The organism is Halocynthiibacter styelae (assembly GCF_016123485.1).
GTDB classification, from domain to species: domain Bacteria; phylum Pseudomonadota; class Alphaproteobacteria; order Rhodobacterales; family Rhodobacteraceae; genus Halocynthiibacter; species Halocynthiibacter styelae.
Map to the genome: position 1 here is coordinate 40666 of NZ_JADCKQ010000011.1, position 25942 is coordinate 66607.

Genomic DNA, 25942 nt, shown 5'->3' on the forward strand with positions numbered 1-25942 from the left:
TGTTGTTCTGGGGCGCTTGCCCGGACATCCATACACCAAGGTCCACGACTGGTGGCCACCCCCCGCGCAGACCCTGCGCGGCTGAAGCCGTATCATCCACTTCCTTAAAAATTCCCGTGTCAGGAGACTTCCATGACCAACGTAACTCTGTGCGCCGATACGGCCACTGTTGAACTGACTTTCACAAGCGGTGCCAAGGCCGCTTTCCCTTACATCTGGCTGGCCGACAACGACCCGGCGGGCTTTCATCCGCAGACCCAGGAACGCATCACCGACCTGACAGCGATCCCGCTTGATATCACAGTGACAACAGCTGAGATCACCGACAGCAACCTGGCCCTCACCTGGAGCGATGATCGCCAGGCCAGCACATTCGATCTTTCATGGCTCGAAGCCCATATCCCCGGACAGCGCGCCGCTGACCCTGCCCGCACAGGGTTTCACCACTGGCGCAAAGATCTGGGAGCGACAGGCATTCCCCGCGTCAATGCCAATGCGATCCTGACCTCAGATGAAACCCTGACCGACTGGCTGAAGCAAACGCAGATCTATGGCTATTCCATCGTCGAAGGCCTGGCTGACAACACCGAAGCAGGCATGGATGTCGCCCGGCGCATCGGTTTTCTGCGTCAGACCAACTTTGGCGTGACCTTTGAAGTCCAGTCCAAACCAAACCCCAACAACCTGGCCTATACGCCAATTGCCCTGCCCCTGCACACGGACCTGACCAACCAGGAACTACCGCCGGGCTTTCAGTTCCTGCACTGCCTTGCAAACGAGGCCCAGGGCGGCGGATCTTTGTTCTGTGACGGCTACGCCATCGCAGAAGATCTGCGCCAGAACGATCCGGAAGCATTCGAGTTGCTTTCAACTGTCTCTGTGCCCTTCCGTTTCCACGACGAAGACACCGACATCCGCAACCGCAAACGGGTGATCAATCTGAATGAAGACGGGCAGGTGATTGAAGTTTGTTTCAACGCCCACCTGGCCGATATCTTTGATCTGGAACCCGCCCTGATGACGCGTTTCTATCGCGCTTATCGCCGTTTCATGCAGATGACCCGGTCTGACGACTATCTGGTCACACTGAAGCTGAAAGGCGGGGAAATGGTGGTCTTTGACAACCGCCGTGTGATGCACGGGCGCAACGCCTTTGACCCGCAGACCGGTTTCCGCCATCTGCACGGCTGCTATGTTGACCGCGGCGAATTTGAAAGCCGGCTGCGCGTCCTGGCCCGCCCTGCCAAAACACAGGCCGCCGCCTGATCTGAACAACAAAAGGCCGGGATCATCCCCGGCCTTTTCCATTCCCTATTTGCCACGCCCTGAACACTGTGTCAGGCTGGTCACATGAATTTATTACGTACGAACCGCAATTACCGCCTTCTTTTTTCCGCCTCTTCAATCAGCAATCTCGGTGACGGTATCGCCGCCATGGCATTCCCATGGCTTGCGACGCTTCTGTCCCGTGATCCAATGGCGATTGCCATGGTCGCAATGGCATCACGTCTGCCCTGGCTTTTCTTTTCCCTGCCTGTCGGGGTTCTGACAGATCGCCTGGACCGCCGCCTGCTGATGGTGCAGGCGGATATCTTCCGGGTGATCCTGACATTGGGTGTTATTGCCCTGATCTTTTCCGCCGGCCCGCTGCCGGCTGCCAACAGCGCACATCTGATCTGGCTGTTGGCGGGTGCAGCTTTCCTGATCGGCACCGCCGAAGTCTTTCGCGACAATGCCGCGCAAACCATGCTGCCCTCTGTCGTGCATAAGGATCAGCTGGAAACCGCAAATGGCCAGATGTGGAGCGCCGAGCAAATCGCCGGTTCCTTCATTGGCCCGCCCCTGGCCGGTTTCCTGATCGCTTACTGGGTGCCCCTGCCCTTTGGCATCAATGCGCTGGCCTTTGCCCTGTCCGCCTGGGCGCTCTGGTGTGTTTCCATCACCCGTGTCGCGCCACCTGTACGACGCAAATTTATGACCGAGATGATGGAAGGTTTGCGCTGGATGTGGGCGCATAAAGTCATCCTGCGCTTTGCCCTGATGCTGGGGCTGCTTAATGCGTTTGCCACCATGACCATCACAGTCTTTGTGCTGTTTTCCCAGGAAGTCCTGCATCTGAACGCAACACAACACGGGCTTCTGATGACCGCAGGGGCATTTGGCGGTGTGGCCGGCGGGCTGCTTTGCCCGAAGATCATCAATCGCCTGGGCGCGCAGCGCAGCATTCACCTGGCACTGGCTTTATTCCCATTGCCTGCACTGATCATTTTTTTCACAGCATCCCCCCTGATCGCAGCAATCGCACTGTTTGCAGAAATGTTCGTCGCAATTTTATGGAACGTCGTAACGGTTTCTTATCGGCAGCGTTTTATACCCGATGCATTGCTCGGACGTGTGAATGCGATCTATCGCTTCTTTGGTTGGGGCATGATGCCGCTCGGCGCCCTGGCCGCAGGCCTTGTGGTTGAATTTGCAGAACCAGGCCTGGGCAGGGAATTCGCCTTGCGTTTGTCGTGGTGTATTGCAGCCCTGGGCTACGCAATAATGTTTGTGTATGGTCTGTTCCGACTAAAAATCTGACGGACAGAAACATAACTTCAAGACAGGTTGCGTCTATCGCCGGGCCACCGATAAAACGCACATCAGGAACTCATAAACACAGCCCGAACAGAATCAATCCGACGCAAACAGCAGCAGCGAATTCGTAGGTCACACCTATTAACAAAACACTCGTAACCGAACCTGACAAAATCTTAGTGCCATGTCTGACCCAGTAAAAAAAGGTAATTGCCGCGAAGTGCACCTATTTGTCACGAATGGTACACGCCTCCGGACTGACCTGTCTTCAGCGACACATTTCCTTCTTGGAAAGGTCACAATCGGCTGCGTAATCGGTTTTGCGGTTTTCCTCACCTCGTTCAAAAATCTGAAATTTGATGCCGAGGCGACGCTCATTTTCCGATTCTCCTACTGGCTTATGTGCGCATCACTCTGTGTTTTCCTCTGGTGGGTATTCATGGCGATTCTTTCAGTGACCTTCTGGCGCAAATGGCCGGACCGGGCGCTGCCAAGCCTGGCAATTTCCACCCTCGTTTCCTTTTGCATCGTCTGGATTGCCATCAGCATGTTAATCCTGTTCGATGTCGTTCCGGATTATTCCGTGATCAGCTACATCGAATTTGCGCGAAGCTGGATCTTCGTCGTGGGGTTTGAATTCTGTCTCGTAGTTTTTGTCTGGCCTGTTTACCAAAACAACCTGCGCGCTACGATGACTGCGGAAATCCCAACAGAACCACTTACGCCCCGCCCTGCCATGCCGGAGCTGAAATCAACCGACAATTATCTTGTTCAGATCGGTGATCTCACAGTGGATCACCGGATGCTTCTGACCATTCAGGCCCAGGAACATTATGTTGAACTCAGCTGTATCAACCGCAGTGATATGACCCGCATCAGCATCAGCAAAGCCGTGAAAGCGCTGGAAGGCGTCGATGGAATGCAGGTTCACCGATCCTGGTGGGTCGCCCGGCGCGCTGCGAAGCAGTTGAAGCGCGAAGCAGGAAAACTGGTGCTTGAGCTGAATTCAGGCGAAAATATACCTGTTTCCCGCGGACGAAGCGCGACTGTACGCACCTGGATGAAAACCATTCCACATGACGCAGGCGCTGTCGCAAAAAAAGACCCGGCATAAAGCCGGGCCAGTCCATAAGGGAGAGAAGTGCCATAACCCGGGCACCACGGGATTTCATCAGCTGACCAGACGATAACCGCCGGACTCAGTCACCAGCAGACGTGCGTTAGAGGGATCAGGTTCGATCTTCTGACGCAGACGATAAATATGAGTTTCCAGCGTGTGGGTGGTCACACCGGCATTGTAGCCCCAGACTTCATGCAACAGCACATCACGCGCCACCACACCATCGGCGGAACGGTACAGAAACTTCAGGATGTTGGTTTCTTTTTCGGTCAGACGAATCTTGCGATCATCTTCCGTCACCAGCATCTTGGTCGCAGGTTTGAACGTATATGGCCCAAGCTGGAACACTGCATCTTCAGACTGTTCATGCTGACGCAGCTGCGCCCGCACACGGGCCAGAAGCACCGGGAATTTGAACGGTTTGGTTACATAGTCATTCGCACCAGCATCCAGGCCCAGGATGGTATCGGCATCTGAATCATGGCCGGTCAGCATCAGGATCGGGCATTTCACACCCTGTTTGCGCATCAGACGGCAAAGTTCCCGACCGTCTGTATCCGGCAGACCCACATCCAGAATAACCAGATCGTAAATCGCTTCCCGCGCTTTTTCCATTGCACCCGCGCCGTCACCGGCTTCGAACACGTCGAAATCTTCGGTCATCACAAGTTGTTCTGCCAGGACCTCGCGCAGGTCCTCGTCATCGTCAACAAGCAGGATTTTCTTCAGGTTGCTCATGTTACTATCCTTGTTCAAACCGTCTTAGTGCTGCGTTGACTGTTAATTGAGTATGGCACAGTTATTTCACAAGAGGTCGAAACATTTTCTCACGCCCTCGTGTTTGACATACGATTTATGTTTCAATTTCCCTGGGAATTTCTTTATGTCTCAGGCAGACCTGTAACAATATAACGCGATGGCAAGCCGATGAACGCGCTTTTCCCGACTACAACTGAACGACTCGCGCGGGCCCGCGCGGATCTGCGCATGGGCGTTGCCATTGTCCTGACCGATGGCGATCAAAGCTTGCTGGCGATTGGGGCAGAGAACGTCAGCGCCGATCGGTTGGATGAAATGCGCGCCCTCGGGGACGTCAGCCTGACCCTGACAGCGCGCCGGGCCGAAACCCTGAAAATCCGTGCGTATGACGGTGACCTTGCCCGCCTGCGCCTGCCATCAGACGCCGGTGTCGCCTGGATCCGGGCCACCGCTGATCCCGCAGATGATCTGCTGCACCCGATGAAAGGCCCCTGGAGCGAACTGCGCGGCGGCGATTGTCAGCTGGCCCGTGCAAGTGTGCAACTGGCGAAATCTGCGCAAATCCTGCCTGCCATGCTCTGTGTACCAATTGAGGATGGGCGTGGTTTTGCCTCTGCCCATGATCTGACGGTGCTGGACGGGGCGGCAACTGAACTGCTGTTGAAGAACGGACACATCCTGACCCAGGTCGTGCATGCCCGCCTGCCTATGACCGTGTCCGAGGCCGGGCGTTTGCATATCTTCCGCACGGATGATGGATCCAGCGAACATTACGCGGTTGAAATCGGATCACCTGATCGCGATCAACCCGTCCTGACACGCCTGCATTCCGCCTGCTTCACCGGCGATGTGATTGGCTCGCTGAAATGCGATTGCGGCCCACAGCTGAACGCAGCCCTCGCCGCTATGGGTAAAAACGGTGCAGGCATTCTGCTGTATCTGAACCAGGAAGGCCGCGGCATTGGCCTTGCGAATAAGATGCGCGCCTATTCCCTGCAGGATCAGGGGTTTGACACGGTCGAAGCCAACCACCGTCTGGGTTTTGAAGACGATGAACGCGATTTCCGCACAGGCGCCGAGATCCTGAAAAAGCTGGGCTTTAAATCCGTACAGCTGATGACAAACAATCCCAATAAAGTCGCGAAGATGGAAGATATGGGGGTCAAAGTCACGGAACGTGTGCCTCTGAAAGTTGGGGAAACAGAACAAAACCGCGCCTATCTTGCGACCAAAGCAAAGAAATCAGGGCATCTGCTGTGACCCCAGGTGATCTGATCCTCACCCCGCGCGGCGTACGTTTCATGGGGCGTTACTTCCCCTGCAGTATCGGCAAAGGTGGCATTTCAGCGAATAAGCGCGAAGGTGACGGTGCCACACCCACCGGTATTCACAAAATTGTCGGCGGTTTCTATCGCCCGGATCGCATCGCCCCACCGCGCACAGCCCTGCCCATGATGCCACTGCGGCTGAATGATCTCTGGTCCGATGACGTGAAAGACGCGGAATACAATCACCTGGTCAACGGGCATAACTATAGTTTCAGCCATGAGAAACTGCGCCGCGCCGATCCGCTGTATGATCTGGTGCTGGTCACATCCTGGAACTGGCCGTGCGCCACACCCGGCAAAGGGTCAGCGATTTTCATCCATGAATGGCGCAGGCCCGGTTACGGCACCGAAGGCTGTGTCGCCTTCAGCCGCACGGATCTGCATTATATCGTGGAAAACCTGCGCCCCGGTGCGCGCCTGATCGTACCCGATCAGCCGTAATCACGCGCCCCGAAGATCGCGGATCCCACGCGCACATGTGTCGCCCCCTGGGCAATCGCGCGTTCAAAATCTCCGCTCATCCCCATGGACAGACCATCCACACCATTGCGTTCAGCAATTTTACGCAGCAGGGCAAAGTGCAGCGATGCTTCTTCATCCGCAGGCGGGATCGACATCAGGCCAACAATGGGCAGATCCAGCGCACGGCATTCCTGAATAAACGCATCCGCATCCGATGGCAGAATACCCGCTTTTTGCGGTTCTTCCCCAGTATTCACCTGGATAAACAGCTCGGGACAGTTGCCCAGCTCCTGTACCAGTCGCGCCAGAGTATTGGCAAGTTTCGGGCGATCAAGCGAATGGATCGCGTCAAACAGCTCCATCGCCTGCCGCGCTTTGTTGGTTTGCAGCGGCCCAAGCAGATGAACCTCAACGTCAGAAAACTCCTCACGAAACCCCGGCCATTTCCCGGCGGCTTCCTGCACTTTGTTTTCACCAAACAGACGATGGCCTCCGCGCAGAACAGCTTCGACCCGTTCATCAGGCTGCACTTTAGAAACCGCGATCAGCTTTGTGCTGCCCACAGCACGGCCAACCCGGTTTTCTTCTTTTTCAATTTTCGCGGTAATTTCTGAAAGTGACATACGCAGCCCCGTTGTTTCCGGGCTGATCTAACATCGCTTTATAACAAAAGAAAAGGGCCGGTCGAAACCAGCCCTTCCCTTATAAGAAATGTTCTTCTGAATTAGAAGGACATCGCCAGGCCCAGAGACCAAGAAGCTTGCTCACCAGCATCAGCAGAGATGTCGTTGGTGTAACCGAACTGAACAGCTGCGCCACCCAGATCGTAGTTTACAGCAATCGCGTAAGCATCAGTCTTGGTGCCGCCTACAGTTTCGAACTCACCGTAGTTTGCGTGAACCAGCAGAGCGCCGGAAGTGTAACCCAGGCCGATAGCCATGTGGCTGTCGTTGTCAGCTGCCAGAGTGCCATCCAGATCAGAGTAGTTCAGGATTGCGCGCAGGCCGTTTGCGAAAGTGGTGTCAACAGACAGACCAGTGTGCGCATTGGTGCCGTTGTCCTGGTAACCCAGACCCAGACCCAGATCCAGACCGCCCAGAGCAACGTTGTACTTAACACCCAGACCGAATGTGCTGTCTTCAGCAGGAGTATCAGCCATCTGAGCAGACAGAGCTACGCCGAAATCACCAAAGGTGTTGTCGTAACGCAGTACGTTGCCGTTTGGTGTGCCGTCCTGGCCGGAGTTGCCGTTGTAACCAACGTGAGTGGTGTGGTCGTCAGCAATGGAAGAACCCATGCCAACTTCCTGCATTGCCCAGTCCAGAGCGCCGTCAGTGTCACCCATGGTTACAGTGCCGAAACCACCGGAGATGAATACAGCAGCTTTGGTGCTGTTTGCGCCATCACGACCGGACTGAGTAGCACCGGATTCGTCGAGATCGATGGAAGCACCGAAAGTCAGGCCTGCATCGGTTTCACCGGACAGAGTGAAGCGCACGTCAACACCAGTGTGGAACTGAGTTTCGCCAGCAAATACGCTTGCGGAACCGCCAGCATCAGTCGCACGAGCGTCGCCGCCTACGAGACCCATTTCAGCCCAACCGGACAGAGATACTTCAGCAGAAGCAACGCCAGCGGTTGCTACGAGTGCGGTAGTCGCGAGAAGAATTTTGTTCATTTTGTTTCCCTCATGGAATTCAAAGGTGCATCCCAATTCAGGGGAATCTGAACCGGGTATGCTGTTGTTTCCCCATTTTCCCCCTCCGATTCAAGAAAAGCAGACAGCGCAAACAGAAAGACCCGCATAATGGTGCAGCTTTGCCACACCTCTGTCACAGCCCCAACACAAGCTCCGGGCGAAGATTTGCGCATACACACATGTACCCGCGTTATAAGAAGTGAAAATCCTTGCTCGCCCGCACAGGCCCCTGTAACAGGAAAGCGCAGGAAATTTTGAGGCGAGACAATGAAAACCGGCAAAACCTTTGCAAAGCTCAGCAGCATTGCTGCGATTCTTGTTCTGACAGCCTGTGATAACACAGGTCCTTCCAAGCCTCCGGTCTCCACAGAGAACCGTAACAACACCCCTGTCGATATTCAGGCGCGTCAGCGCATCGCCGGGCAGGGACGTGAAACCATCTGGGACATCTTTGACAACCAGTCTGATTCCAACACCACGCTTGAGGTGAACAAATACATCTGGCGTGCCAGCCTTGAAACGCTGAACTTCCTGCCGATTCAGACCGCTGATCCGTTTTCCGGCGTGATCTCTACCGGTTATGGCACCCCACCCGGTGGCGGCCGCAGCTACCGCGCGACGATCTATATCACCGATCCGGCCCTGGACGCACGTTCCCTGAACCTGTCCCTGCAAACATCCGGCGGTCGCGCCGTTGATGCAGACACCCGCCGCGCTGTGGAAGACGCGATTCTCACACGTGCCCGCCAGCTGCGCATTGCCGAAGGCAAACTGTAAGCCATTATAACGTCCGCTCTGGACCACCGCCCATTCACCGATTATGACCACGCCGGGCCCACTCGCCCGGCGTTTTCACGTAAAGGACCACCTGACATGTCCCGCTACACTGCATCTGAACTGGAACCCAAATGGCAGAAGGCCTGGGAAGAGGCCGGTGTTTTCACCGCCACCCGTGATGATTCCAAAGAAAAATACTACGTGCTGGAGATGTTCCCATATCCATCCGGCAAGCTGCATATGGGTCATGTGCGCAACTATACCATGGGCGACGTAATTTCGCGGTATAAGATGTCCTGCGGTTTCTCTGTGCTGCACCCGATGGGTTTTGACGCTTTTGGCATGCCTGCAGAAAATGCCGCGATGGCCATTGGCGGGCATCCGAAAACCTGGACCTATGAAAACATCGACACAATGGTCGAACAGATGAAACCGCTGGGCCTGTCTCTGGACTGGTCCCGCATGTTCGCCACCTGTGACGTAGAATATTACGGACAGCAACAGGCGCTGTTCCTCGATTTCCTTGAAAAAGGTCTGGTCTATCGTAAGAACGCCATCGTGAACTGGGATCCGGTGGATATGACCGTTCTGGCGAATGAACAGGTTGAAAACGGCTGTGGCTGGCGCTCCGGCGCCCCCGTTGAACGTCGTGAGCTGACGCAATGGTTCTTCAAGATCTCTGATTATTCGGACGAACTGCTGACTGCGCTGGACGGATTGGAAAACTGGCCTGCGAAAGTACGCCTGATGCAGGAAAACTGGATCGGCAAGTCACGCGGTCTGCAATTCAGCTTTGAACGTGTGGATGGCGAAGAACCCATCACCGTTTACACCACCCGCCCGGACACGCTGAACGGCGCAAGCTTTGTTGGTATCTCGCCGGATCACCCGATTTCCAAGGAACTTGAGGCCGATAATCCCGAAGTCGCGGCGATTCTTGCAGAAATGCGCAAGGGCGGCACCACGGAAGAAGCCATCGAGACCGCCGAAAAGCTGGGCTATGACACTGGTATCAAGGCGAAACACCCCCTGACCGGTGCGGAACTGCCCGTCTGGATCGCGAACTTTATCCTGATGGATTACGGCACAGGCGCAATCTTTGCCTGCCCGGCCCATGACCAACGCGACCTTGATTTCTGCCGCAAGTACGACCTGCCGGTGATCGACACATTCTTTGCGCTCGACAACGAAACCCCGGTTGAAAACGAAGCCTTCGTTCCGATGAAGTCCGAAAAAGTGAAATGGGTTAACCATTTTGCAGGCCTTGATGAGGCAACCGGTGAAGACGCCATCAACGTGACCATTGATCTGGCTGAAAAAGATGGCTGGGGCGAAGGTGTGACCAAGTTCCGCCTGCGCGACTGGGGCCTGTCCCGTCAGCGCTATTGGGGTTGCCCGATTCCCGTTGTGCATTGCGACAGCTGCGGCGTGGTGCCTGAGAAGAAAGAAAACCTGCCGATTGAACTGCCATTTGATGTCAGCTTTGATCAGCCAGGCAATCCGCTGGACCGTCACCCGACCTGGCGCGACTGTGCCTGCCCATCCTGTGGCGCGCCTGCGAAACGCGAAACCGATACGATGGATACTTTTGTGGATTCATCCTGGTATTTCGCCCGTTTCACCGCGCCAGATGCCGAAACACCAACCGATATGGCTGAGGCTGAATACTGGATGAATGTCGACCAGTATATCGGCGGCATTGAACATGCGATTCTGCATCTGCTTTATTCCCGCTTCTTTGCCCGTGCGATGCAGATCTGCGGCCACCTGCCAGACAAAGCGATTGAACCGTTTGATGCGCTGTTCACGCAGGGCATGGTGACTCATGAAATTTATGAGAACACCACACGCAAAACCCCCGAAGGGCGCACGCTGTATCACTACCCGGAAGAAGTCGAAAAACGCGACGGCAACACCTATGTTAAAGGCACGGATGAACAGTTGAAGGTTACGCCTTCTGCGAAAATGTCCAAATCCAAGAACAATGTGGTCGACCCGATTGAGATCATCAATTCCTACGGTGCTGATACCGCGCGTTGGTTTGTACTGTCCGATTCCCCGCCCGAACGTGACGTGGAATGGACAGCATCCGGTGCCGAAGCCGCTGCAAAACACCTGAACCGCGTCTGGAACCTCTGTGATCGCATTGGTGAGATGGACAAAGATGCAGCGGGTCAGGGCGATGAAGATCTGCTGCGCGAGGTCCACAAGGCGATCCGCGACGTGACCCTGGGTGTTGAAAGCTTCGGCTTTAACGCAGCGATTGCAAAGCTTTACGGTTTCACCAACACCATCCAGAAATGCAAAGCCAGCTATAAAGCACAGCGCGAAGCGATCATGACCCTTGCACAGCTGATGGCCCCGATGACCCCGCATCTGGCGGAAGATATCTGGGCACATCAGGGCGGCGAAGGTCTGGTGATCAACGCGCCATGGCCGAAAGCCGACGAATCTCTGCTGGTCGAATCTGCTGTCACCATGCCGATCCAGATCAACGGCAAACGCCGTGCGGAAATCAGCGTGCCTGTGGATATGGCAAAAGAAGAGATTGAAAAACTTGCGCTGGCCCATGATGCTGTGGTCAAGGCGCTCGACGGTGGCGCGCCAAAGAAACTGATCGTGGTTCCGGGACGCATTATCAATGTGGTTGTTTAAACGCCTCACCTTTACTCTCATGCTCACAGCCCTCACGGGCTGTGGCTTCACCCCTGCGCTTGCACCTGGGGACAGCGGATCTGCCCTGCCGGGACAAATCGAGATCATGGCACCGGATGACCGCAACAGTTTTGATGTCACCCGCCGTCTGGAAGAACGCCTGGGCCAGCCCCGCGATGTGAACTGGGATCTGAACTATACGCTGACCACAGATGAAGAAGGCGTTGGAATCACCCCGGAACAGGTGACCACCCGTTTCAACATTCATGGACAGGTGCATTTCACCGTAACCCTCAGCGGAACCGATCAGCAGGTGTTCAGCGGCCAGGTCCGGAACTCCACCAGCTATGCCGCCACCGGCAGCACGGTTTCCACCCTGACCGCAGAGCGCGACGCCCGCCAGCGCCTGATGTTCATCCTGGCAGATCAGCTTTATACACAACTGCTGCTGAACAGCGATCAGATCGTGCAATGAAACTGTCAGCGCGCGAGGCAACACGCTATTTCGCACAGCCGGATCCCGGTAAAACCGGCCTGTTGATCTACGGGCAAGACGCCATGCGCGTTGCCCTGAAACGCCAGCAGGTGATTGCCGCGCTTGTCGGACCAAAGGGCGAAGAAGAAATGCGCCTGACCCGGATCAACGGGGCAGAGTTGCGCAAGGATCCCGCACAGCTAAGCGACGCCGTGAAAGCCGTGGGGTTTTTCCCGGGCGCCCGTGTGGTCTTTGTCGAAGAAGCAACCGAATTCGCTTTCCCGGCACTTCAGACAGCCCTGGACGACTGGCAGGCGGGCGATGCGCAGGTTGTCGTGACCGCCAAAGCCCTGAAGGCCACATCCAAGATCCGCAAATTGTTTGAAGGCCATAACAATTCCTTCGCGGTTGGTATCTACGATGATCCCCCGGGACGCGAAGAAATCGAAGGTATGCTGAAGAAAGCGGGCCTGGCGGATGTGCCGCACGATGCGTTTGGCGTGATCGAAGATCTGTCACGCAGCCTTGATCCCGGCGATTTTGGCCAGGTGATTGAAAAGCTGGGCCTCTATAAGTTCCGGGATAACTCCCCGGTCACAGCCGAGGATATCGACGCCGTCGCCCCAACCTCCACCGAGGCAGCGCTGGACGATATGTTGAACATCGTCGCCGAGGCCCGCACCGCTGAAATCGGCCCACTGATGGCGCGTCTGCGCAGCCAGGGCGTCCTGCCCGTGACACTTTGCATTGGCACCATGCGCCATTTCCGTACGCTGCACGCTGCCGCCTCTGACCCGGGCGGGCCGTCTCAGGGTATTTCCCGGTTGCGTCCCCCGGTCTTTGGCCCGCGCCGCGACCGTATGACCCGGCAGGCGAATACCTGGGGCCTGCGCCGCCTTGAACAGGCCTTACAGATGCTGACAGAAACCGATCTGCAACTGCGTTCGGCATCCACCGCACCCGCCAATGCCGCGATGGAACGCACGCTTATCCGCCTTTCCATGCTTGCCAGACGATAGGAGCCTCACATGTATGAAGTCATCGGCGCAATCCGGTCCCGCACCCGTCGGGTTCTCTGGATGCTGGAAGAAATCGGCGCATCTTACACCCGCAACCCGGCGTCTGCCCGTTCAGACACCGCACGTGCAGTGAACCCAACCGGCAAAATCCCCGCGCTGATCGTTGACGGCACTGCCCTGACCGATTCCACCGCAATTGTGCAGTTCCTGGCAGATCGCCACGGGCAATTGACCTTTGAAACCGGTACGATTGAACGCGCGCAACAAGACGGGTTCACCCAGCTTGTTCTGGATGAATTTGATTCTGTCCTCTGGATGGCCGGGCGGCATGAACATTACCTGCCGGAAGAAGAACGCATCGCGGGCGTGCGTGACACCTGCGCAAAAGAACTGGCACGTAATATGGCCGCGCTTGCCCCACGTCTGGAAGGGCGTGAATTCCTGTTGGGGGATGTCATAACCGTCCCGGATCTGATCCTGACCCATTGTCTGGACTGGGCCCGCAGTGCCGGGTTTGAGATCTCTGAGCCTGTGCTGGAAGACTATCGCAAACGCCTGCGCAACCGCGATGCTTATCGCCGTACGCTGGCAATGAAAGAGTGATTTCAAACCGGGATGCAGGGCAACCCGCGGATTACCTTGCGCCTTATTTATAAGGTTAAAAATGCATTAAGCAGAGCCTGTCCGGCAGGTTTGGCTCTGTTTCAGAATTAACGCTTTCCTCACTGTTGCGAAATCCAGGCCGCCGCTGCACGCCCGGCATGGCGTCCGGTGGCAAGGCAGGCGGTGATCAGATAGCCGCCGGTCGGGGCTTCCCAATCCAGCATTTCCCCGGCACAGAAAAGCCCAGGTCGGTCTTGCAGCATCAGGCTCTGATCAAGCGCATTAAACCGCAAACCACCTGCCACAGAAATTGCTTCATCCAGCGGGCGCGGGCCTTCGTGGGGCAGGGGCATATGTTTGATCTGCGCGGCAGTGAATTCAGCCCCAACCTCGCGCAGCAGCGCAATCTTCACCGGGCTTAGCCCAACCTTACGCAGGTGATTGGTCATACTGTTTTTGCCCCGGGGTTTGTTCAGGCGCGCCTGCAGTTTCCCAGCATCCAGATCCGGCATCAGATCCAGGAACAGTTCCGCACCTTCGCGCATGTCCCGGGACACTGCATAAATCGCACTGCCTTCCAGCCCACGGGCAGAAATCACAAATTCACCCTTCACCTGATGCGCCCCGGCTTTCAGAACAACTGGTTTCACAGGCCTGCCAAAATGTTTCGCCATATGGTTCGACCAGGCTTTTTCAAACCCCATGTTCGCAGGCTTAAACGGTGCAACATCGGCGCCCATATGCTGCGTCCAGGCCCCATCCGACCCCAGCCGCGCCCAGCTGGCGCCGCCACAGGCAAGAACGGTTGCGTCCGGTGTCAGAATGTCTTCGCCACCCGCGCTAACGACCGAAACACCGCCTGGGGTGAAACCGTTCCAGCGGGTGCGGGTGCGCAGGGTCACGCCCAGCGCATCAAGCCGCACCAGCCAATTACGCAGCAAGGGGGATGCCTTCATCACCTTTGGGAACACCCGCCCGGAACTGCCGGTAAACACCTCCTGCCCCAGATCTTGCGCCCATGTTTTCACGGCCTCAGGCCCGAAGTCGCGCAGAATGTCTTGCAACAGATCTGGCGCATCGGGGAAAGCATTCAGAAACGCCTGTATCGGTTCATCTTTAGTCAGGTTCAGCCCGCTTTTCCCGGCCATCAGGAATTTGCGCGCGGGGCTGGGTTTTGCCTCGATCACTGTTACGGACACACCCGCCCGCGCCAGTTCTTCCGCCGCCACCAGCCCGGCCGGGCCGGCACCGATGACAAGCGCCGTTTTCATGTGGAAGCGATGGGCAGGCCGCCCTTAATTTCCACCACACGGTGCGGATATGGAATTTCAATGCCCGCGTCTTTCAACGCGTTCCAGACGATAAACATCACATCAGATGTGTATTTGTTTTCGCCGTCATCAAAGCCGTTGACCCAGAATTCCACCGCGAAATCAACGCCACTGTCGCCAAACCCGCGCAGCTCACAATCCGGCGGATAAGGGGTATCCAGCACGCCTTCGTGTTTTGCCACCGCAGCCTCGATAATATCCGGCACTTTGTTAATATCGGTGTCGTAGCTGACGGAAAATTCAACTTCATAACGGTTGGAAGACCCCTGATCGGAATAATTCACCACGCGGGTTGTGATGAAATCCTCGTTTGGCACCACAATCCAGCGGCCATCAAAGGTTTCCAGAAAAATCGCGCGCGCCGTCATTTTCACAATGGTCCCGGATTCGCCGCCGTCCAGTTCTACATAGTCCCCCACGGTCGCCTGACCTTCCAGCAGCAGGATCACGCCGGAAATGAAGTTCGACGCAATCTTTTGCAGACCAAAACCAAGGCCCACACCAATGGCGCCCCCCAGCACTGCAAGGGCAGACAGGTTGATCCCCATGATGTTCAGAAGCAGCAGGAAGGCGAGGCCGAAGATGAAGATCTCGGACGCTTTCACCGCCAGCTGACGGGTGGCAGGACGCAGTTCTTCCTGTTTCTGGATGTAAGTTGTGCTCTGGTCATTGGACCAGCGGCCCAGCCAGAACAGCAGCGCTCCGGCAATCACACCGCGCACCAGCGACATGACAGAAAAGCTGATATTGCCCAGCTGAATGATCGTGTTTGACAGGAAATCAATGGCAGGGTTCAGCAGGCCAAGCGTGTGCAGGGCCATGGCGGGCAAAAGCACATATCTGCCCAGCATCTTCAGGAAAGAATCCTTCACGATGTCCCGCACAAATGCCCGCACCGCCAGGAACAGAAAAACCCGTTTCCCAAAAGCAATCACTGCGCCGGACCCGAACAGGGAACGCGTCACACCTTCGCCCGCACCCGTGAACGCATAAGCCAGAAGCGGCAGCATCAGGGGCAGATAGATCAGCGCATAGCGGCGCAGACGTGCGACGATGTGTGTTTGTTCTTCGGGCGGCGTGACCAGGCGGACGATAACAGGCGTTGCCTTCCGCGTTACATACACAGCCAGGCCAAAGGCCAGAACCAACAGTGCAAACTGTGTCCAGGCCGCAGGGGACAATAGCCAGTCGCTGGCAATATCCCAGACCCAGAGCGCATATTCCTGCGCGGTCTCTACAATCCCGCCCTGGTTTTCAGCTGTTTCAATACTCACAATACTCTCCGGTCCTGGCACTCAGAATTTATGTGTGCATACAGTTTTTCGGTGAAATCTCAAGCTGAACGATACGTTAGCGCAGCATGTCCTTGATCGCCGCAACATGTGAGGCATCCGCATGACAGGGAATATCCGCCAGGGTGTGCGCTTCTGCCAGCAGATCGTCAGGCGCAAGAATGCCATCAATCAGGCCAAAGTTCAGGGCATCATCTGCCTCAACCTTCTGGCCGCTCATCAGGATCAGTTTTGCACGCGCCGGGCCAACCAGGGCTTTCAGCCGTCCGGGATCTGAAGGTTGCGGCAGAAAACCCAGCTTCATCACCGGATAGAAGAACTTTGCCCCGGGCACAGCGATGCGCAGATCACAGGCCAGCGCCATCCCCATGGCCCCGCCCGCAAGCGTGCCATTCAGGGCCGCAATCGTCAGACAGGGCGCGGCAGCGACAGCAGCGGAAAGACGTTCCCACAGGGGCGACGTCGCCAGCCCTGCGCGGGCTTCATCCAGATCGGCACCGGCGGAAAAGACTTTGCCCTCACCGGTCAGGATAATCGCCTTTACCCCTGAAACAGAGATTGATTCAAAGGTATCGCACAGAGTTTCCAGCATCGCAGCCGTCAGGGAATTTGCCTTATCCGGCCGGTTGATGGTGACGGTGCAAAGCGCACCGTCATTCTTTACATCAATCATTCAATCAGCCCTGCTGCACGGCGAATACCTTCATCACGCAGGGAAACTTCTGCCCCCCACCAGTCGCGCGCATCATCAGAACACATCCACAGCAAAACCTTCGCAGGCCAGTCTGCCGGAACATGGTCTTCCCATTCCAGCTGACTGACCGCATTGATGCCGGACACTTTGATGTCCTTCTGCATCTGCGTCGCCACAGTGCCCGGTGACAGTCCCATGATCCGCACACCCTTACCGCCGCTTTCCAGATGCGCCGCACGTGTCAGCATCGCGGTGCCAGCTTTTGAGGTGCAATAGGCGCTCCAGCCTTCCAGCGCGTTATGGGCCGCACCAGAACTGATCGTGATCACCGTGCCACGGCCCCGGCTTTCCATCCCCGGAACAACCGCACGCATACCGTAATAAACGCCCTTGGTGTTGATATCGATCGCCTTGCCCCAGGCTTCGGGATCAGAGGTGTTCAGCATCCCGATGGGATCAATCACACCTGCGTTGTTGATCAGAATATCAATCGGGCCAAAATGACGTTCGGCATGGGTGATCGCATTGACCATGTCAGGCCAGGACGACACATCCCCTGTCAGCGCCAGGGCATTTTCGCCAATATCCGCCGCGATTGCATTCACGGCATCGCCGGACCGGGCAAACAACACAACCTTTGCCCCCTGATCGGCAAACAAACGCGCCGCAGCTTCGCCGATCCCCCGGCTTGCCCCTGTGATAAATACGGTCTTCCCGGAAACTGTGGTCATTTCCTGCCTCCTTTTCAGCTTTACGGATATGTTAGAGCGGCTTTCCGCCCGGCAAAAGCGATTTTCCGCGCAGAATGTCGCAGGATCTTGAAAGAAATGCCCTGAACCCACAAATTCTTCACATGACGCAGAAACAACCCGGAATTTTCCCTCCCCTTCACACTCCGGCTTTGACTGTTTCTGCGATAAGTTGTGCCCCGGCATAATTCCGTCAGCCCCCCGTGGTAAGGTTTCCCCTCCTTGACCCGGTGGGGGGCTGCACGATAACTGGTTTCCAAATCCATCTGAAAGGCTTCATAATGAACCGCATTCTGACATTCAGCAGCCTCGCTGCGACTTCATCCATTCTGATGACCACAACCGCCCTTGCAGATATCACTGCATCTGAGGTCTGGCAGGCCTGGCAGGAAGATGCCGCCGCCATGGGCATGAGCCTGAATGGCGCATCCACCACTGAAACCGCATCCGGCCTGGACGTTTCCGCGATGGAATACACTGCGACCATCCCGCAGTTCGGTGAAATGGAAGCACCCCTGGAAATCCGCGCCGATCTGGGCAGCATGACTCTGACCGATAATGGCGACGGCACTGTTGGCCTGACCATCCCCGATAACCACACCATCGTTGTATCCTTCACCATGGGCGAAGACGGCGGTGCGTTTTCTGTTGATGCCGCATCTGAAGGCCGCGTGACCACGATCAGCGGTTCAACTGATGAGATGGTCTATGAAACCGCCACAGACAAAATGTCCTGGGAACTTGCAGACTGGTCCTTCACCGGAGGTGATGTTTCCACAGAGGATCTTGCACAGCTTGTGATCGAATTTGCCATGGCGATTGAGGGCCAGAGCAGCACATACACCGTTGACCGCACAAACGGTATTTCTGTCAGCGGCACCGATAACACCGCACAGCTTTCCTACAACATGAAGATGGAAACACCCGATGCGCAGGTGAATCAGAACGATTCCCTGGTACAGACCGGGATTCAGACTGCCGTTAGCATGACCCTGCCTGCAGGTCTTGATTTCACCAGCCCGGAAGGCGCGATCAATGCGCTGAGGGGTGGCCTGGGCTTTGCAGTTAAATCCACTGCCGAAACCAGCGTTCAGGAAGGCAACCAGATGTCGCCGCTTGGCCCTGTGCAAAGCAAAATCAACGCCAATGATGTGGCATTTGATATGACCGCAAATGGCGGACTGGTGCAGGTGATCGCCAATTATGGCGTAACTGCAATTGATGTGATTACCCCCATGATACCGCCTGTCAGCCTTGCGGCAGACGGTATGGCTGTCGACATGACCGTGCCGCTGATTTCTGATGGCTCCCGCGCGCGTTACATGGTGGCGCTGAACGATTTCACCCTGAACGATGAAATCTGGGGCATGTTTGACCCGACTTCCGTTCTGCCACGTGATGCAGCGCAACTGACCCTGGATCTGACGGCTGATCCTGCATGGCAGATTGATGTGCTGGATCTGGCAGCATGGGAAAATGTAAGCGAAGCAAACCTGCCGGTGAAACCAACCGACATTCGCCTGGATGCGTTTGAGCTGACCGTTGCGGGCGCAAGCCTTACCGGGACTGGCGCAATGAATGTGGATTACAGCGGCTTCGCACCACAACCAGCAGGTCACATTGATCTGGCGGCTTCTGGCCTGAATGGCTTGATGGACAACCTGGTGGCCATGGGGCTTTTGCCGGAAGATCAGGTTATGGGCGCGCGTATGATGATGGGTCTCTTTGCTGTTCCGGGTGAAGATGAAGATACGCTGAACTCCCGCCTTGAGATGAACGAAGAAGGCCATATTTTCGCCAATGGCCAGCGCCTGAAGTAAACCAGCTTCGGTCAAATGCAGGGCCGTCCCTTCCCGGGGCGGCCTTTTTTGTTGCGGAATATTCCTTGTGCGAAAGCCAGCGGGCAATTACCTGTAGCTGAAACAATAGACAGGCCCGATATGACACAGACCCTTTCCGACATCACCGACGCCCTGATCACTGCTGCCCGCAAAGCCGGGGCAGATCACGCAGATGCGCTGGCGGTGGAAGGGCAATCCGTTTCCATTGACGTACGCGACGGCGCTTTGGAACATGCGGAACGCTCTGAAGGCACGGACATCGGCCTGCGGGTGTTCATCGGCAAACGCACGGCGGTGGTTTCCTCTTCCGATACCCGCACTGACACCATCGCGCAAATGGCCGAACGTGCCGTTGCCATGGCGAAAGAAGCGCCGGAAGATCCCTGGACCGGGCTGGCTGAGACAGGTGAATTTGCCGCGCGTTTTGACGTCAGCGCGCTGGAGCTGGAAGACACATCAGACGAACCGTCGCCCAAAGCCCTGGAAGAAGACGCCTGCCGTGCCGAAGCAGCGGCCCAGGCGGTAGAAGGCATCACACAGGTGCAATCCGCCAGCGCCGGTTATGGGCGTCACAGCATTCACCTTGCGACCAGCAACGGATTTGGGGGTGGTTACGCCCGGACAAATCGCGGCATCTCCTGCGTAGCGATCACCGGCGAAGGCACCGGTATGGAACGCGATTACTATGGCGATTCCCGTATTTTCCAGAATGATCTGATCAGCCCGGAAGAGATCGGCCGCATTGCCGCCGAACGGACAGTGGAACGCAAAGGCGCGCGCAAGCCCGCCACTGGCACCTATCCCGTGATCTTTGACGAACGCATTTCCTCTTCCCTGATCGGGCATCTTCTGGGTGCTTCAAACGGTGCCTCCGTCGCACGCGGGTCCAGCTGGCTGAAAGACAGTCTTGGCGAACCGATTTTGCCAGAAGGCCTGACCCTGCGGGAAGATCCGCATCGCGCCCGCGTCGGCGGATCCCGCCCCTTTGATGGTGAAGGCATGGCGACACGTCCGCGCAATATCGTTGAAAACGGCGTGCTGACCGGCTGGACACTTGACCTGGCCACCGCCCGGCAACTGGGTATGGAAAGCACCGCCAGCGCCAGCCGTGGCACATCTTCCGGCCCGTCCCCTACCGCAGGCAATGTGACACTAACACAGGGGAATAAGACCCTTGAGGACCTGAAGCGCGACATGGGCACAGGCCTGTTGGTGACCTCAATGATCGGGTCCACCATCAACCCGAACACCGGCGATTATTCCCGGGGTGCATCTGGCTTCTGGATTGAAAACGGTGAACTTCAATACCCGGTGAATGAATGCACCATCGCGGGCAATCTGCGCGATATGCTGATGCGGATTATCCCGGCCAATGATGCGCGTACCCATCTGTCGCGCGTTGTGCCTTCGCTTATGATCGAAGGGATGACCCTTGCCGGTAGCTGATCTCAACCTTCTACGTGACGCGGCGCTTGCCAGCGGTGATATTGCGCGCAAATTCTGGCAGAAAGACCCGGATGTCACCGACAAACCCGATGGCGCGGGCCCGGTGACTGAGGCTGATCTGGCGATTGACCGGATGCTGCATACCGAGTTGCGCAGGGTGCGGCCGGATTATGGCTGGCTGTCGGAAGAGACCGAGGATGACAGCGCCCGCCTGAACCATGATCGTGTGTTTATCATTGATCCGATCGACGGCACGCGCGCGTTTATTCAGGGCGAGAAAAGCTTTTCTCATTCCCTGGCGATTGCCGAGAAGGGCGAAGTCATCGCTGCTGCGGTTTACCTGCCGATCCGGGATGAAATGTATCTGGCACACCGGGACGGAACCGCCACACTGAACGGCGCGCCAATTCAGGCCACACCCGCGCCGATGCAGGGCGCGAAAGTTCTGGGCGCAAAGCCGAATTTCGCACCTGAACACTGGCAAAATGATGAAACCCCACCGATTGAACGCCACTTCCGGTCTTCCCTTGCCTGGCGACTGTGCCTTGTGGCCGAGGGGCGCTTTGACGGTATGATCACCAACCGCGCGACCTGGGAATGGGACGTGGCCGCAGGCAGCCTGATTGCCGAACTGGCTGGGGCACAGGTGACGGATCTGGCAGGCGGCAAAGCACGCTTTAACAACCCGCATCCGAAACTGCGCGGGATGCTGGCGGCAGGGCCAGAACTGCATGATGGTCTGATCACACGGATTAAGCCCACATCCATCCCGGACTAAGCCCTTTCACCCAGTCAGGCTTTGGCGTAAATTGCCCCAAAATTCATATAAACAGAGGTTCCTATGACCCAACGCCTGCACCTTGTTTTTGGTGGTGAACTGACCGATCCGTCCAAAAACGTTTTCCGTGATGTGAATGATATCGATATCATCGGCATGTTCCCGGACTACGACAGCGCCTATAACGCCTGGAAATCCGCCGCACAGCGCACCGTCGATAACGCCCACATGCGCTATTTCATCGCCCATATTCACCGCCTGCGGGATGAGGCCACCGCCGCTTCCCCAACCGAGGAACTGGGCAACTGAAACCCTCGCTCAGCCTGAAACTTTACGAGGCCCTGAACCGGCGCAAACATCTGACCGGCGGGAACACCGCAGGCGATGCGCGCCCGGCGGGGCCTCTGGTCTGGCTGCACGCCTGTACGGAAACCCAGGCCATTGCTTTTGCGGAACTGGTTCTGCGCCTGGCTGAGGATCGGAATGATCTGTGGTTTCTGATCACCACGCAATCGCCCCATGTGAAATCGCGTCTTGATCAGCACCTGAAAATCACAACTCTGCCGCAGACATATCTGCTGCTGTTTGCGGGCGATGACGCCCGGATCGCTGCCCATTGGCGGCCCGATGTCTGCATCTGGACGGGCGGGCCTTCCCTGCCCTCGATGCTCAGTGAAATTGCGCAACATGCCCAGGTGATGTTGCTGGCAGATGCCGAAGCCGTCGGCACCGGCCCCGCTATTCCCGGATTGCGCAGATCAGTCCTCAGCTGTTTTGATCGCGCCTTTGCGATAGATGAAGAAAACCGCACCCGCATGCTGGTGATGTATCCGGATGAAGCCCGGATCGAAGCCCCTGGCCCCCTGCGCGAAGGCGTCTGCCCGCCCCCTTGCAATGACAGTGAACGCGAAGATATGACCCGCGCCCTTGCCGCCCGTCCTACGTGGCTGGCGGCGCTTTGTGCCGATGAAGAATTCGAAGCCGTCCTGAAAGCCCATGAACGTGCCCTGCGGTCTTCCCACCGCCTGCTGCTGGTGATCTGCCCTGCCCGTGAAGAAGACGGGTTGCGGATCAAAACCCTGGCCGAGGCACGCGGGCTTGTAGCCGGATTGCGATCAGACGGCGATGATCCTGAACAGGAACATCAGGTTTACATTGCAGATTTTCCCGAAGAAATCGGGCTTTGGTATCGCGTCGTGCCTGTCTGTTTTGTTGGCCAGACCCTGGCGGCCGGCCAGGCCCCGCAAATATTGCCCCCGGCAGCGCTTGGGTCCGCGCTGATCTATGGCCCGCTCATTCATTCCGCCCGCGCCCTGACCGATCAGCTGGAAGAACGCGGCGCATCCCTGCGGGTGAAAAACCCGCGTGCCCTGGCCGAAGCGGTGGTGCTTCTGCTTGCCCCGGATAAGGCCGCGCGCATGGCGCATAACGCCTGGGAAGCCGTCACTGAAGGCGCAGTTGTGCTGGATCGCCTGATGGATATCGCCGGTTCGGTTCTTGATGGCGGAGGCATACCCGATGCAAACCCCTGATTTCTGGTCCCGCAAACCCGGTTTGAAATCGCTGCTTCTGTCCCCCCTTGGCGCGCTTTACGCAGCAGGCACAAAACGCCGCCTTGCTAAAGGTGCGCCAGAACGCCTGTCCGTACCTGTCATCTGCGTTGGCAATCTGAACGCGGGCGGCACAGGCAAAACACCGGTCTGCATCTGGCTGGCGATGGAATTATCCGCCATGGGGATGAACCCCCATATCGTGTCCCGCGGTTATGGTGGCAAGCTGGAAGGACCAGTCCGGGTCAATGAACAGCGTCACAGCGCAGATGAAGTCGGGGATGAACCCCTGCTGCTGTCCGCCTTCGCACCCGTGACCGTTGCAAAAGATCGCGCCGCCGGCGCGAAAGCCGCGATTGCAGAGGGCGCGGGGGTGATCATTCTTGACGATGGCTTCCAAAACCCCGCGTTAGAGACTGATTTCGCCTTTATCGTCGTTGATGCGAAGGTCGGTTTTGGCAACGGGCGTTGCATTCCGGCTGGTCCATTGCGCGAACCGATCAGCATGGGTCTGCCCCGTGCTTCTGCACTTTTGCGCATTGGCGATGCCGAGGCGCAGGCAGATTTTGACACGCACTGGCAAGATGACATCAATCGGATCACCCCGGACCTGCCGCAATATCAGGGGCACCTTGAAACCCTGCAAACGGGCATGGATTGGGATAGCATGCCCGTCTTTGCTTTCGCCGGAATTGGTCGGCCTGAAAAGTTCTTTAAAACCCTGAAAGGCCTTGGTGCAGAACTGATCCATGCAGAGGCCCTGGCCGATCATCAACCTCTGTCTGATCGCCTGATGTCGCGCTTGTTAAGTGATGCGAAGACCCACGGTGCGCAGCTTGTGACCACGGAAAAAGACGCGGCCCGCTTGCCACAAAAATACCGGCAGAAAGTGTTAACTTTGCCCGTACGTTTGCAGATTGAAGGCGCAGATGCCCTGAAACAGAGCCTGATTGCGGCGATTAATCCTTAACCGCCGCCCAAAGGTTCGCACGAATCTCCGCGCCATGTTCATCCAGTGCAGGTGATGGTTTTTTCATCGCAAGTTCCGCATCAGAAAACACAACAGGCGCACGCACGGTTGGCACACCGTCCAGTTCATCCTGCATCCAACGGGCCTGCACCTGCGGATCAGCAAAGACTTCGCCCATATCATTGATCGGCCCGGCAGGTACGCCATGGGCTTCACAAGCGGTCAAAAGATCGGCTTTTGTGCGGGCCAGGGTCTTTTCCGTCAGACGCCGGGTCATCTCATCGCGGTTCTTCAGGCGATCCGCGTTTTTCAGATAATCCGGGGCTGTCGCCATCTCTTCGAGGTCCAAAAGCTGACATAGCCGCTGATACTGCCCGTCATTGCCCGTCGCGATGATCAGCCAGCCATCGGCACAGTCAAACACCTGATAAGGCGCAAGATTCTGATGTGCGTTGCCGATCCGCTGCGGGGAATTACCGGTGGTCAGATAGTTCATCCCCTGGTTCGCACCAATCGCCACCGCCACATCCAGCAAAGACATATCAATATGCTGGCCGGTGCCGGTTTCATGCCGCTGATGCAGCGCCGCCAGTATCGCCGTGACGCCGTAGAGACCCGTGAAAATATCGGTGACCGCAACGCCGACTTTCTGTGGCTGACCTTCGACCGCGCCTGTCACGCTCATCAACCCGGACATGCCCTGAATGATGTAGTCATAGCCCGCGCGATGGGCGTAGGGGCCGGTCTGGCCAAAACCTGTAACCGAACAGTAAATCAGACCCGGATTCACCTGCTTTAGTGTCTGATAATCCAGCCCGTATTTCGCCAGACCACCCAGTTTGAAATTTTCAATCAGGATGTCGGCATCCGCCACCAAGTCACGTATAAACGCCTGATCCGCGTCAGAGCGCAGATCAACCGCAACCGAATGTTTGCCCCGGTTGCAGCTGTGGAAATAGGATGCGGATCCGTCCCGTTCAACAAAGGGCGGCCCCCATTGGCGCGTGTCATCGCCGTCAAAACTTTCCAGCTTGATGACATCCGCGCCATAGTCTGCCAGCGTCTGACCCGCCCATGGACCAGCAAGTACACGGGCAAGTTCAATCACTTTCAGACCTTTGAGCGGGCTCATTCTGCGGGCAGCTCTGCGTCAATAAGTTCCGCCAGATCGGCATAGTTCATATTGCCGTATTTGGTGCCATTCACCAGCAGGGTCGGGGTGGAATTGATACCATCCGCTTCAGCGTTCTGCTGATAAACCGCCAGCATCGCGCGTGGCATATTTTCATCGGCAAAACAGGCGTCCAGTTCCGCGTCAGAAATACCAGCAGATTTTCCGATACCACGCAGATTTTCCACGATTTTCGCTGGGTCACTGCCATCCAGCCATTCACGCTGGGTGTTGTACAGCACATCCTGGATACCAAAGTAGCGCAGCGGACCGCCACAACGCGCCAGCATACCAGCCCAAAGACCAAAGCGGTCAAAATACACTTCGCGATACACAAAGCGCACTTTGCCGGTCTCGATGTAATTTGCCTTCAGCTGCGGCATCACGCTGGCATGGAATGTCGCACAATGCGGACAGGTGTAAGATGCATACTCCGTCACAGTGACAGGCGCGTTTTCATCACCAAGGACCAGTTCCAGCACGCCGGATGTATCAATATCACCGGCGTCCTGCGCATTCGCAGCGGATATTGGCGCGAAGGAAGTTGTGCCGGGCTGTGACCCGCGGCTCAGGAAAAAGGCGCCACTGCCAAAAAGCGCTGCTGCGCCCGTACCAAGAAGCATTCGTCTTTGCATGTCCATTCCTC

25 protein-coding genes are annotated in these 25942 nt (G+C 56.7%); 16 read left to right on the top strand and 9 right to left on the bottom strand.

Features of this window, described 5'->3' with window-relative positions:
- Positions 1-132 precede the first annotated feature (132 nt).
- The 3 genes from H1D41_RS13945 (at position 133) to H1D41_RS13955 (ending at position 3691) form a co-directional block, all read left to right on the top strand.
- Positions 133-1266 (top strand): TauD/TfdA family dioxygenase, encoded by a 1134-nt coding sequence (locus H1D41_RS13945; protein ID WP_228849493.1) that lies wholly within the window; start codon positions 133-135, stop codon positions 1264-1266.
- An 84-nt stretch (positions 1267-1350) separates the two neighbouring features.
- The gene (locus tag H1D41_RS13950) at positions 1351-2580 is read left to right on the top strand and encodes an MFS transporter (RefSeq protein ID WP_228849494.1); all 1230 of its coding nucleotides are present in this window, start codon (positions 1351-1353) and stop codon (positions 2578-2580) included.
- 436 nt (positions 2581-3016) lie between these two features.
- Positions 3017-3691: a LytTR family DNA-binding domain-containing protein gene (locus H1D41_RS13955; RefSeq protein ID WP_228849495.1), complete on the top strand. Its 675-nt coding sequence runs from the start codon at positions 3017-3019 to the stop codon at positions 3689-3691.
- Between the two features lie 57 nt (positions 3692-3748).
- Here the strand turns inward: H1D41_RS13955 and H1D41_RS13960 are convergent, their stop codons facing one another.
- Entirely contained in the window at positions 3749-4435 is a 687-nt protein-coding gene (locus H1D41_RS13960; RefSeq protein ID WP_107498392.1) for a response regulator transcription factor, read from the bottom strand.
- 189 nt (positions 4436-4624) lie between these two features.
- On the opposite strand from H1D41_RS13960, the gene ribA reads away from it, so the two are divergent.
- Entirely contained in the window at positions 4625-5716 is a 1092-nt protein-coding gene (ribA, locus tag H1D41_RS13965) for a GTP cyclohydrolase II (RefSeq protein WP_228849496.1), read from the top strand.
- Positions 5713-6225: a L,D-transpeptidase family protein gene (locus H1D41_RS13970; protein ID WP_228849497.1), complete on the top strand. Its 513-nt coding sequence runs from the start codon at positions 5713-5715 to the stop codon at positions 6223-6225. Before ribA ends, H1D41_RS13970 begins: the two co-directional genes overlap by 4 nt.
- On the opposite strand, the gene H1D41_RS13975 is transcribed toward H1D41_RS13970, so the two are convergent.
- Together H1D41_RS13975 and H1D41_RS13980 are read right to left on the bottom strand one after the other, a co-directional pair.
- On the bottom strand, positions 6216-6869 hold the full coding sequence (locus H1D41_RS13975; RefSeq protein ID WP_228849498.1) for a YggS family pyridoxal phosphate-dependent enzyme: 654 nt from the start codon (positions 6867-6869) through the stop codon (positions 6216-6218). The genes H1D41_RS13970 and H1D41_RS13975 overlap by 10 nt on opposite strands.
- 101 nt (positions 6870-6970) lie before the next feature.
- Positions 6971-7924, bottom strand: coding sequence for a porin (locus tag H1D41_RS13980; RefSeq protein ID WP_228849499.1), 954 nt, complete (start codon positions 7922-7924; stop codon positions 6971-6973).
- A 288-nt stretch (positions 7925-8212) separates the two neighbouring features.
- Here H1D41_RS13980 and H1D41_RS13985 point away from each other — a divergent pair, with 288 nt between their 5' ends.
- The 5 genes from H1D41_RS13985 (at position 8213) to H1D41_RS14005 (ending at position 13474) form a co-directional block, all read left to right on the top strand.
- Entirely contained in the window at positions 8213-8722 is a 510-nt protein-coding gene (locus H1D41_RS13985) for a DUF3576 domain-containing protein (RefSeq protein WP_228849500.1), read from the top strand.
- A 96-nt stretch (positions 8723-8818) separates the two neighbouring features.
- The gene (gene leuS / locus H1D41_RS13990) at positions 8819-11377 is read left to right on the top strand and encodes a leucine--tRNA ligase (protein WP_228849501.1); all 2559 of its coding nucleotides are present in this window, start codon (positions 8819-8821) and stop codon (positions 11375-11377) included.
- Positions 11364-11852, top strand: a complete 489-nt coding sequence (gene lptE / locus H1D41_RS13995; RefSeq protein ID WP_228849502.1) for an LPS assembly lipoprotein LptE — start codon at positions 11364-11366, stop codon at positions 11850-11852. Before leuS ends, lptE begins: the two co-directional genes overlap by 14 nt.
- Positions 11849-12871 carry a DNA polymerase III subunit delta gene (gene holA / locus H1D41_RS14000; protein WP_228849503.1) on the top strand — a complete coding sequence of 341 codons (1023 nt, stop codon included), beginning with the start codon at positions 11849-11851 and terminating at the stop codon, positions 12869-12871. The genes lptE and holA overlap by 4 nt, the downstream gene beginning before the upstream one ends.
- A 9-nt stretch (positions 12872-12880) precedes the next feature.
- A complete protein-coding gene (locus H1D41_RS14005) occupies positions 12881-13474 on the top strand; it encodes a glutathione S-transferase family protein (protein WP_228849504.1) in 594 nt (197 codons plus the stop codon).
- Between the two features lie 119 nt (positions 13475-13593).
- On the opposite strand, the gene H1D41_RS14010 is transcribed toward H1D41_RS14005, so the two are convergent.
- The 4 genes from H1D41_RS14010 to H1D41_RS14025 form a co-directional block, all read right to left on the bottom strand.
- The gene (locus H1D41_RS14010) at positions 13594-14745 is read right to left on the bottom strand and encodes a TIGR03862 family flavoprotein (RefSeq protein WP_228849505.1); all 1152 of its coding nucleotides are present in this window, start codon (positions 14743-14745) and stop codon (positions 13594-13596) included.
- Positions 14742-16079, bottom strand: a complete 1338-nt coding sequence (locus H1D41_RS14015; protein WP_228849506.1) for a mechanosensitive ion channel family protein — start codon at positions 16077-16079, stop codon at positions 14742-14744. Before H1D41_RS14015 ends, H1D41_RS14010 begins: the two co-directional genes overlap by 4 nt.
- A gap of 76 nt (positions 16080-16155) precedes the next feature.
- Positions 16156-16770 carry an enoyl-CoA hydratase/isomerase family protein gene (locus H1D41_RS14020; protein WP_228849507.1) on the bottom strand — a complete coding sequence of 205 codons (615 nt, stop codon included), beginning with the start codon at positions 16768-16770 and terminating at the stop codon, positions 16156-16158.
- A complete protein-coding gene (locus tag H1D41_RS14025; protein WP_107498378.1) occupies positions 16767-17522 on the bottom strand; it encodes an SDR family oxidoreductase in 756 nt (251 codons plus the stop codon). The genes H1D41_RS14020 and H1D41_RS14025 overlap by 4 nt, the downstream gene beginning before the upstream one ends.
- A gap of 299 nt (positions 17523-17821) precedes the next feature.
- On the opposite strand from H1D41_RS14025, the gene H1D41_RS14030 reads away from it, so the two are divergent.
- The 6 genes from H1D41_RS14030 to lpxK all read left to right on the top strand — a co-directional run bounded on the left by H1D41_RS14030 (position 17822) and on the right by lpxK (position 24125).
- Positions 17822-19360: a DUF2125 domain-containing protein gene (locus H1D41_RS14030; protein WP_228849508.1), complete on the top strand. Its 1539-nt coding sequence runs from the start codon at positions 17822-17824 to the stop codon at positions 19358-19360.
- Between the two features lie 120 nt (positions 19361-19480).
- Complete coding sequence (locus H1D41_RS14035) at positions 19481-20827, top strand: TldD/PmbA family protein (protein WP_228849509.1); 1347 nt, start codon at positions 19481-19483, stop codon at positions 20825-20827.
- Entirely contained in the window at positions 20814-21605 is a 792-nt protein-coding gene (locus H1D41_RS14040) for an inositol monophosphatase family protein (protein ID WP_228849510.1), read from the top strand. Before H1D41_RS14035 ends, H1D41_RS14040 begins: the two co-directional genes overlap by 14 nt.
- Positions 21606-21668: 63 nt before the next feature.
- Positions 21669-21914 carry a DUF4170 domain-containing protein gene (locus H1D41_RS14045; RefSeq protein WP_107498374.1) on the top strand — a complete coding sequence of 82 codons (246 nt, stop codon included), beginning with the start codon at positions 21669-21671 and terminating at the stop codon, positions 21912-21914.
- A 50-nt stretch (positions 21915-21964) separates the two neighbouring features.
- Entirely contained in the window at positions 21965-23137 is a 1173-nt protein-coding gene (locus H1D41_RS14050) for a 3-deoxy-D-manno-octulosonic acid transferase (RefSeq protein WP_324250288.1), read from the top strand.
- A complete protein-coding gene (gene lpxK / locus H1D41_RS14055; RefSeq protein ID WP_228849511.1) occupies positions 23124-24125 on the top strand; it encodes a tetraacyldisaccharide 4'-kinase in 1002 nt (333 codons plus the stop codon). The genes H1D41_RS14050 and lpxK overlap by 14 nt, the downstream gene beginning before the upstream one ends.
- Here the strand turns inward: lpxK and H1D41_RS14060 are convergent.
- Together H1D41_RS14060 and H1D41_RS14065 are read right to left on the bottom strand one after the other, a co-directional pair.
- Positions 24115-25257 carry a CaiB/BaiF CoA transferase family protein gene (locus H1D41_RS14060; RefSeq protein WP_228849512.1) on the bottom strand — a complete coding sequence of 381 codons (1143 nt, stop codon included), beginning with the start codon at positions 25255-25257 and terminating at the stop codon, positions 24115-24117. The two genes, lpxK and H1D41_RS14060, sit on opposite strands and share 11 nt — an antisense overlap.
- Positions 25254-25931 carry a DsbA family protein gene (locus tag H1D41_RS14065; protein WP_228849513.1) on the bottom strand — a complete coding sequence of 226 codons (678 nt, stop codon included), beginning with the start codon at positions 25929-25931 and terminating at the stop codon, positions 25254-25256. Before H1D41_RS14065 ends, H1D41_RS14060 begins: the two co-directional genes overlap by 4 nt.
- Positions 25932-25942 lie beyond the last annotated feature (11 nt).

Excerpts from the sequence above, each read along its gene's own strand:
- H1D41_RS13945 (WP_228849493.1), top strand. The coding sequence starts at position 133 with ATGACCAACGTAACTCTGTGCGCCGATACGGCCACTGTTGAACTGACT.
- H1D41_RS13950 (WP_228849494.1), top strand. The coding sequence starts at position 1,351 with ATGAATTTATTACGTACGAACCGCAATTACCGCCTTCTTTTTTCCGCC.
- H1D41_RS13955 (WP_228849495.1), top strand. The coding sequence starts at position 3,017 with ATGGCGATTCTTTCAGTGACCTTCTGGCGCAAATGGCCGGACCGGGCG.
- H1D41_RS13960 (WP_107498392.1), bottom strand. The coding sequence starts at position 4,435 with ATGAGCAACCTGAAGAAAATCCTGCTTGTTGACGATGACGAGGACCTG.
- ribA (WP_228849496.1), top strand. The coding sequence starts at position 4,625 with ATGAACGCGCTTTTCCCGACTACAACTGAACGACTCGCGCGGGCCCGC.
- H1D41_RS13975 (WP_228849498.1), bottom strand. The coding sequence starts at position 6,869 with ATGTCACTTTCAGAAATTACCGCGAAAATTGAAAAAGAAGAAAACCGG.
- H1D41_RS13980 (WP_228849499.1), bottom strand. The coding sequence starts at position 7,924 with ATGAACAAAATTCTTCTCGCGACTACCGCACTCGTAGCAACCGCTGGC.
- H1D41_RS13985 (WP_228849500.1), top strand. The coding sequence starts at position 8,213 with ATGAAAACCGGCAAAACCTTTGCAAAGCTCAGCAGCATTGCTGCGATT.
- leuS (WP_228849501.1), top strand. The coding sequence starts at position 8,819 with ATGTCCCGCTACACTGCATCTGAACTGGAACCCAAATGGCAGAAGGCC.
- lptE (WP_228849502.1), top strand. The coding sequence starts at position 11,364 with ATGTGGTTGTTTAAACGCCTCACCTTTACTCTCATGCTCACAGCCCTC.
- holA (WP_228849503.1), top strand. The coding sequence starts at position 11,849 with ATGAAACTGTCAGCGCGCGAGGCAACACGCTATTTCGCACAGCCGGAT.
- H1D41_RS14005 (WP_228849504.1), top strand. The coding sequence starts at position 12,881 with ATGTATGAAGTCATCGGCGCAATCCGGTCCCGCACCCGTCGGGTTCTC.
- H1D41_RS14010 (WP_228849505.1), bottom strand. The coding sequence starts at position 14,745 with ATGAAAACGGCGCTTGTCATCGGTGCCGGCCCGGCCGGGCTGGTGGCG.
- H1D41_RS14020 (WP_228849507.1), bottom strand. The coding sequence starts at position 16,770 with ATGATTGATGTAAAGAATGACGGTGCGCTTTGCACCGTCACCATCAAC.
- H1D41_RS14025 (WP_107498378.1), bottom strand. The coding sequence starts at position 17,522 with ATGACCACAGTTTCCGGGAAGACCGTATTTATCACAGGGGCAAGCCGG.
- H1D41_RS14030 (WP_228849508.1), top strand. The coding sequence starts at position 17,822 with ATGAACCGCATTCTGACATTCAGCAGCCTCGCTGCGACTTCATCCATT.
- H1D41_RS14035 (WP_228849509.1), top strand. The coding sequence starts at position 19,481 with ATGACACAGACCCTTTCCGACATCACCGACGCCCTGATCACTGCTGCC.
- H1D41_RS14045 (WP_107498374.1), top strand. The coding sequence starts at position 21,669 with ATGACCCAACGCCTGCACCTTGTTTTTGGTGGTGAACTGACCGATCCG.
- lpxK (WP_228849511.1), top strand. The coding sequence starts at position 23,124 with ATGCAAACCCCTGATTTCTGGTCCCGCAAACCCGGTTTGAAATCGCTG.
- H1D41_RS14060 (WP_228849512.1), bottom strand. The coding sequence starts at position 25,257 with ATGAGCCCGCTCAAAGGTCTGAAAGTGATTGAACTTGCCCGTGTACTT.
- H1D41_RS14065 (WP_228849513.1), bottom strand. The coding sequence starts at position 25,931 with ATGCAAAGACGAATGCTTCTTGGTACGGGCGCAGCAGCGCTTTTTGGC.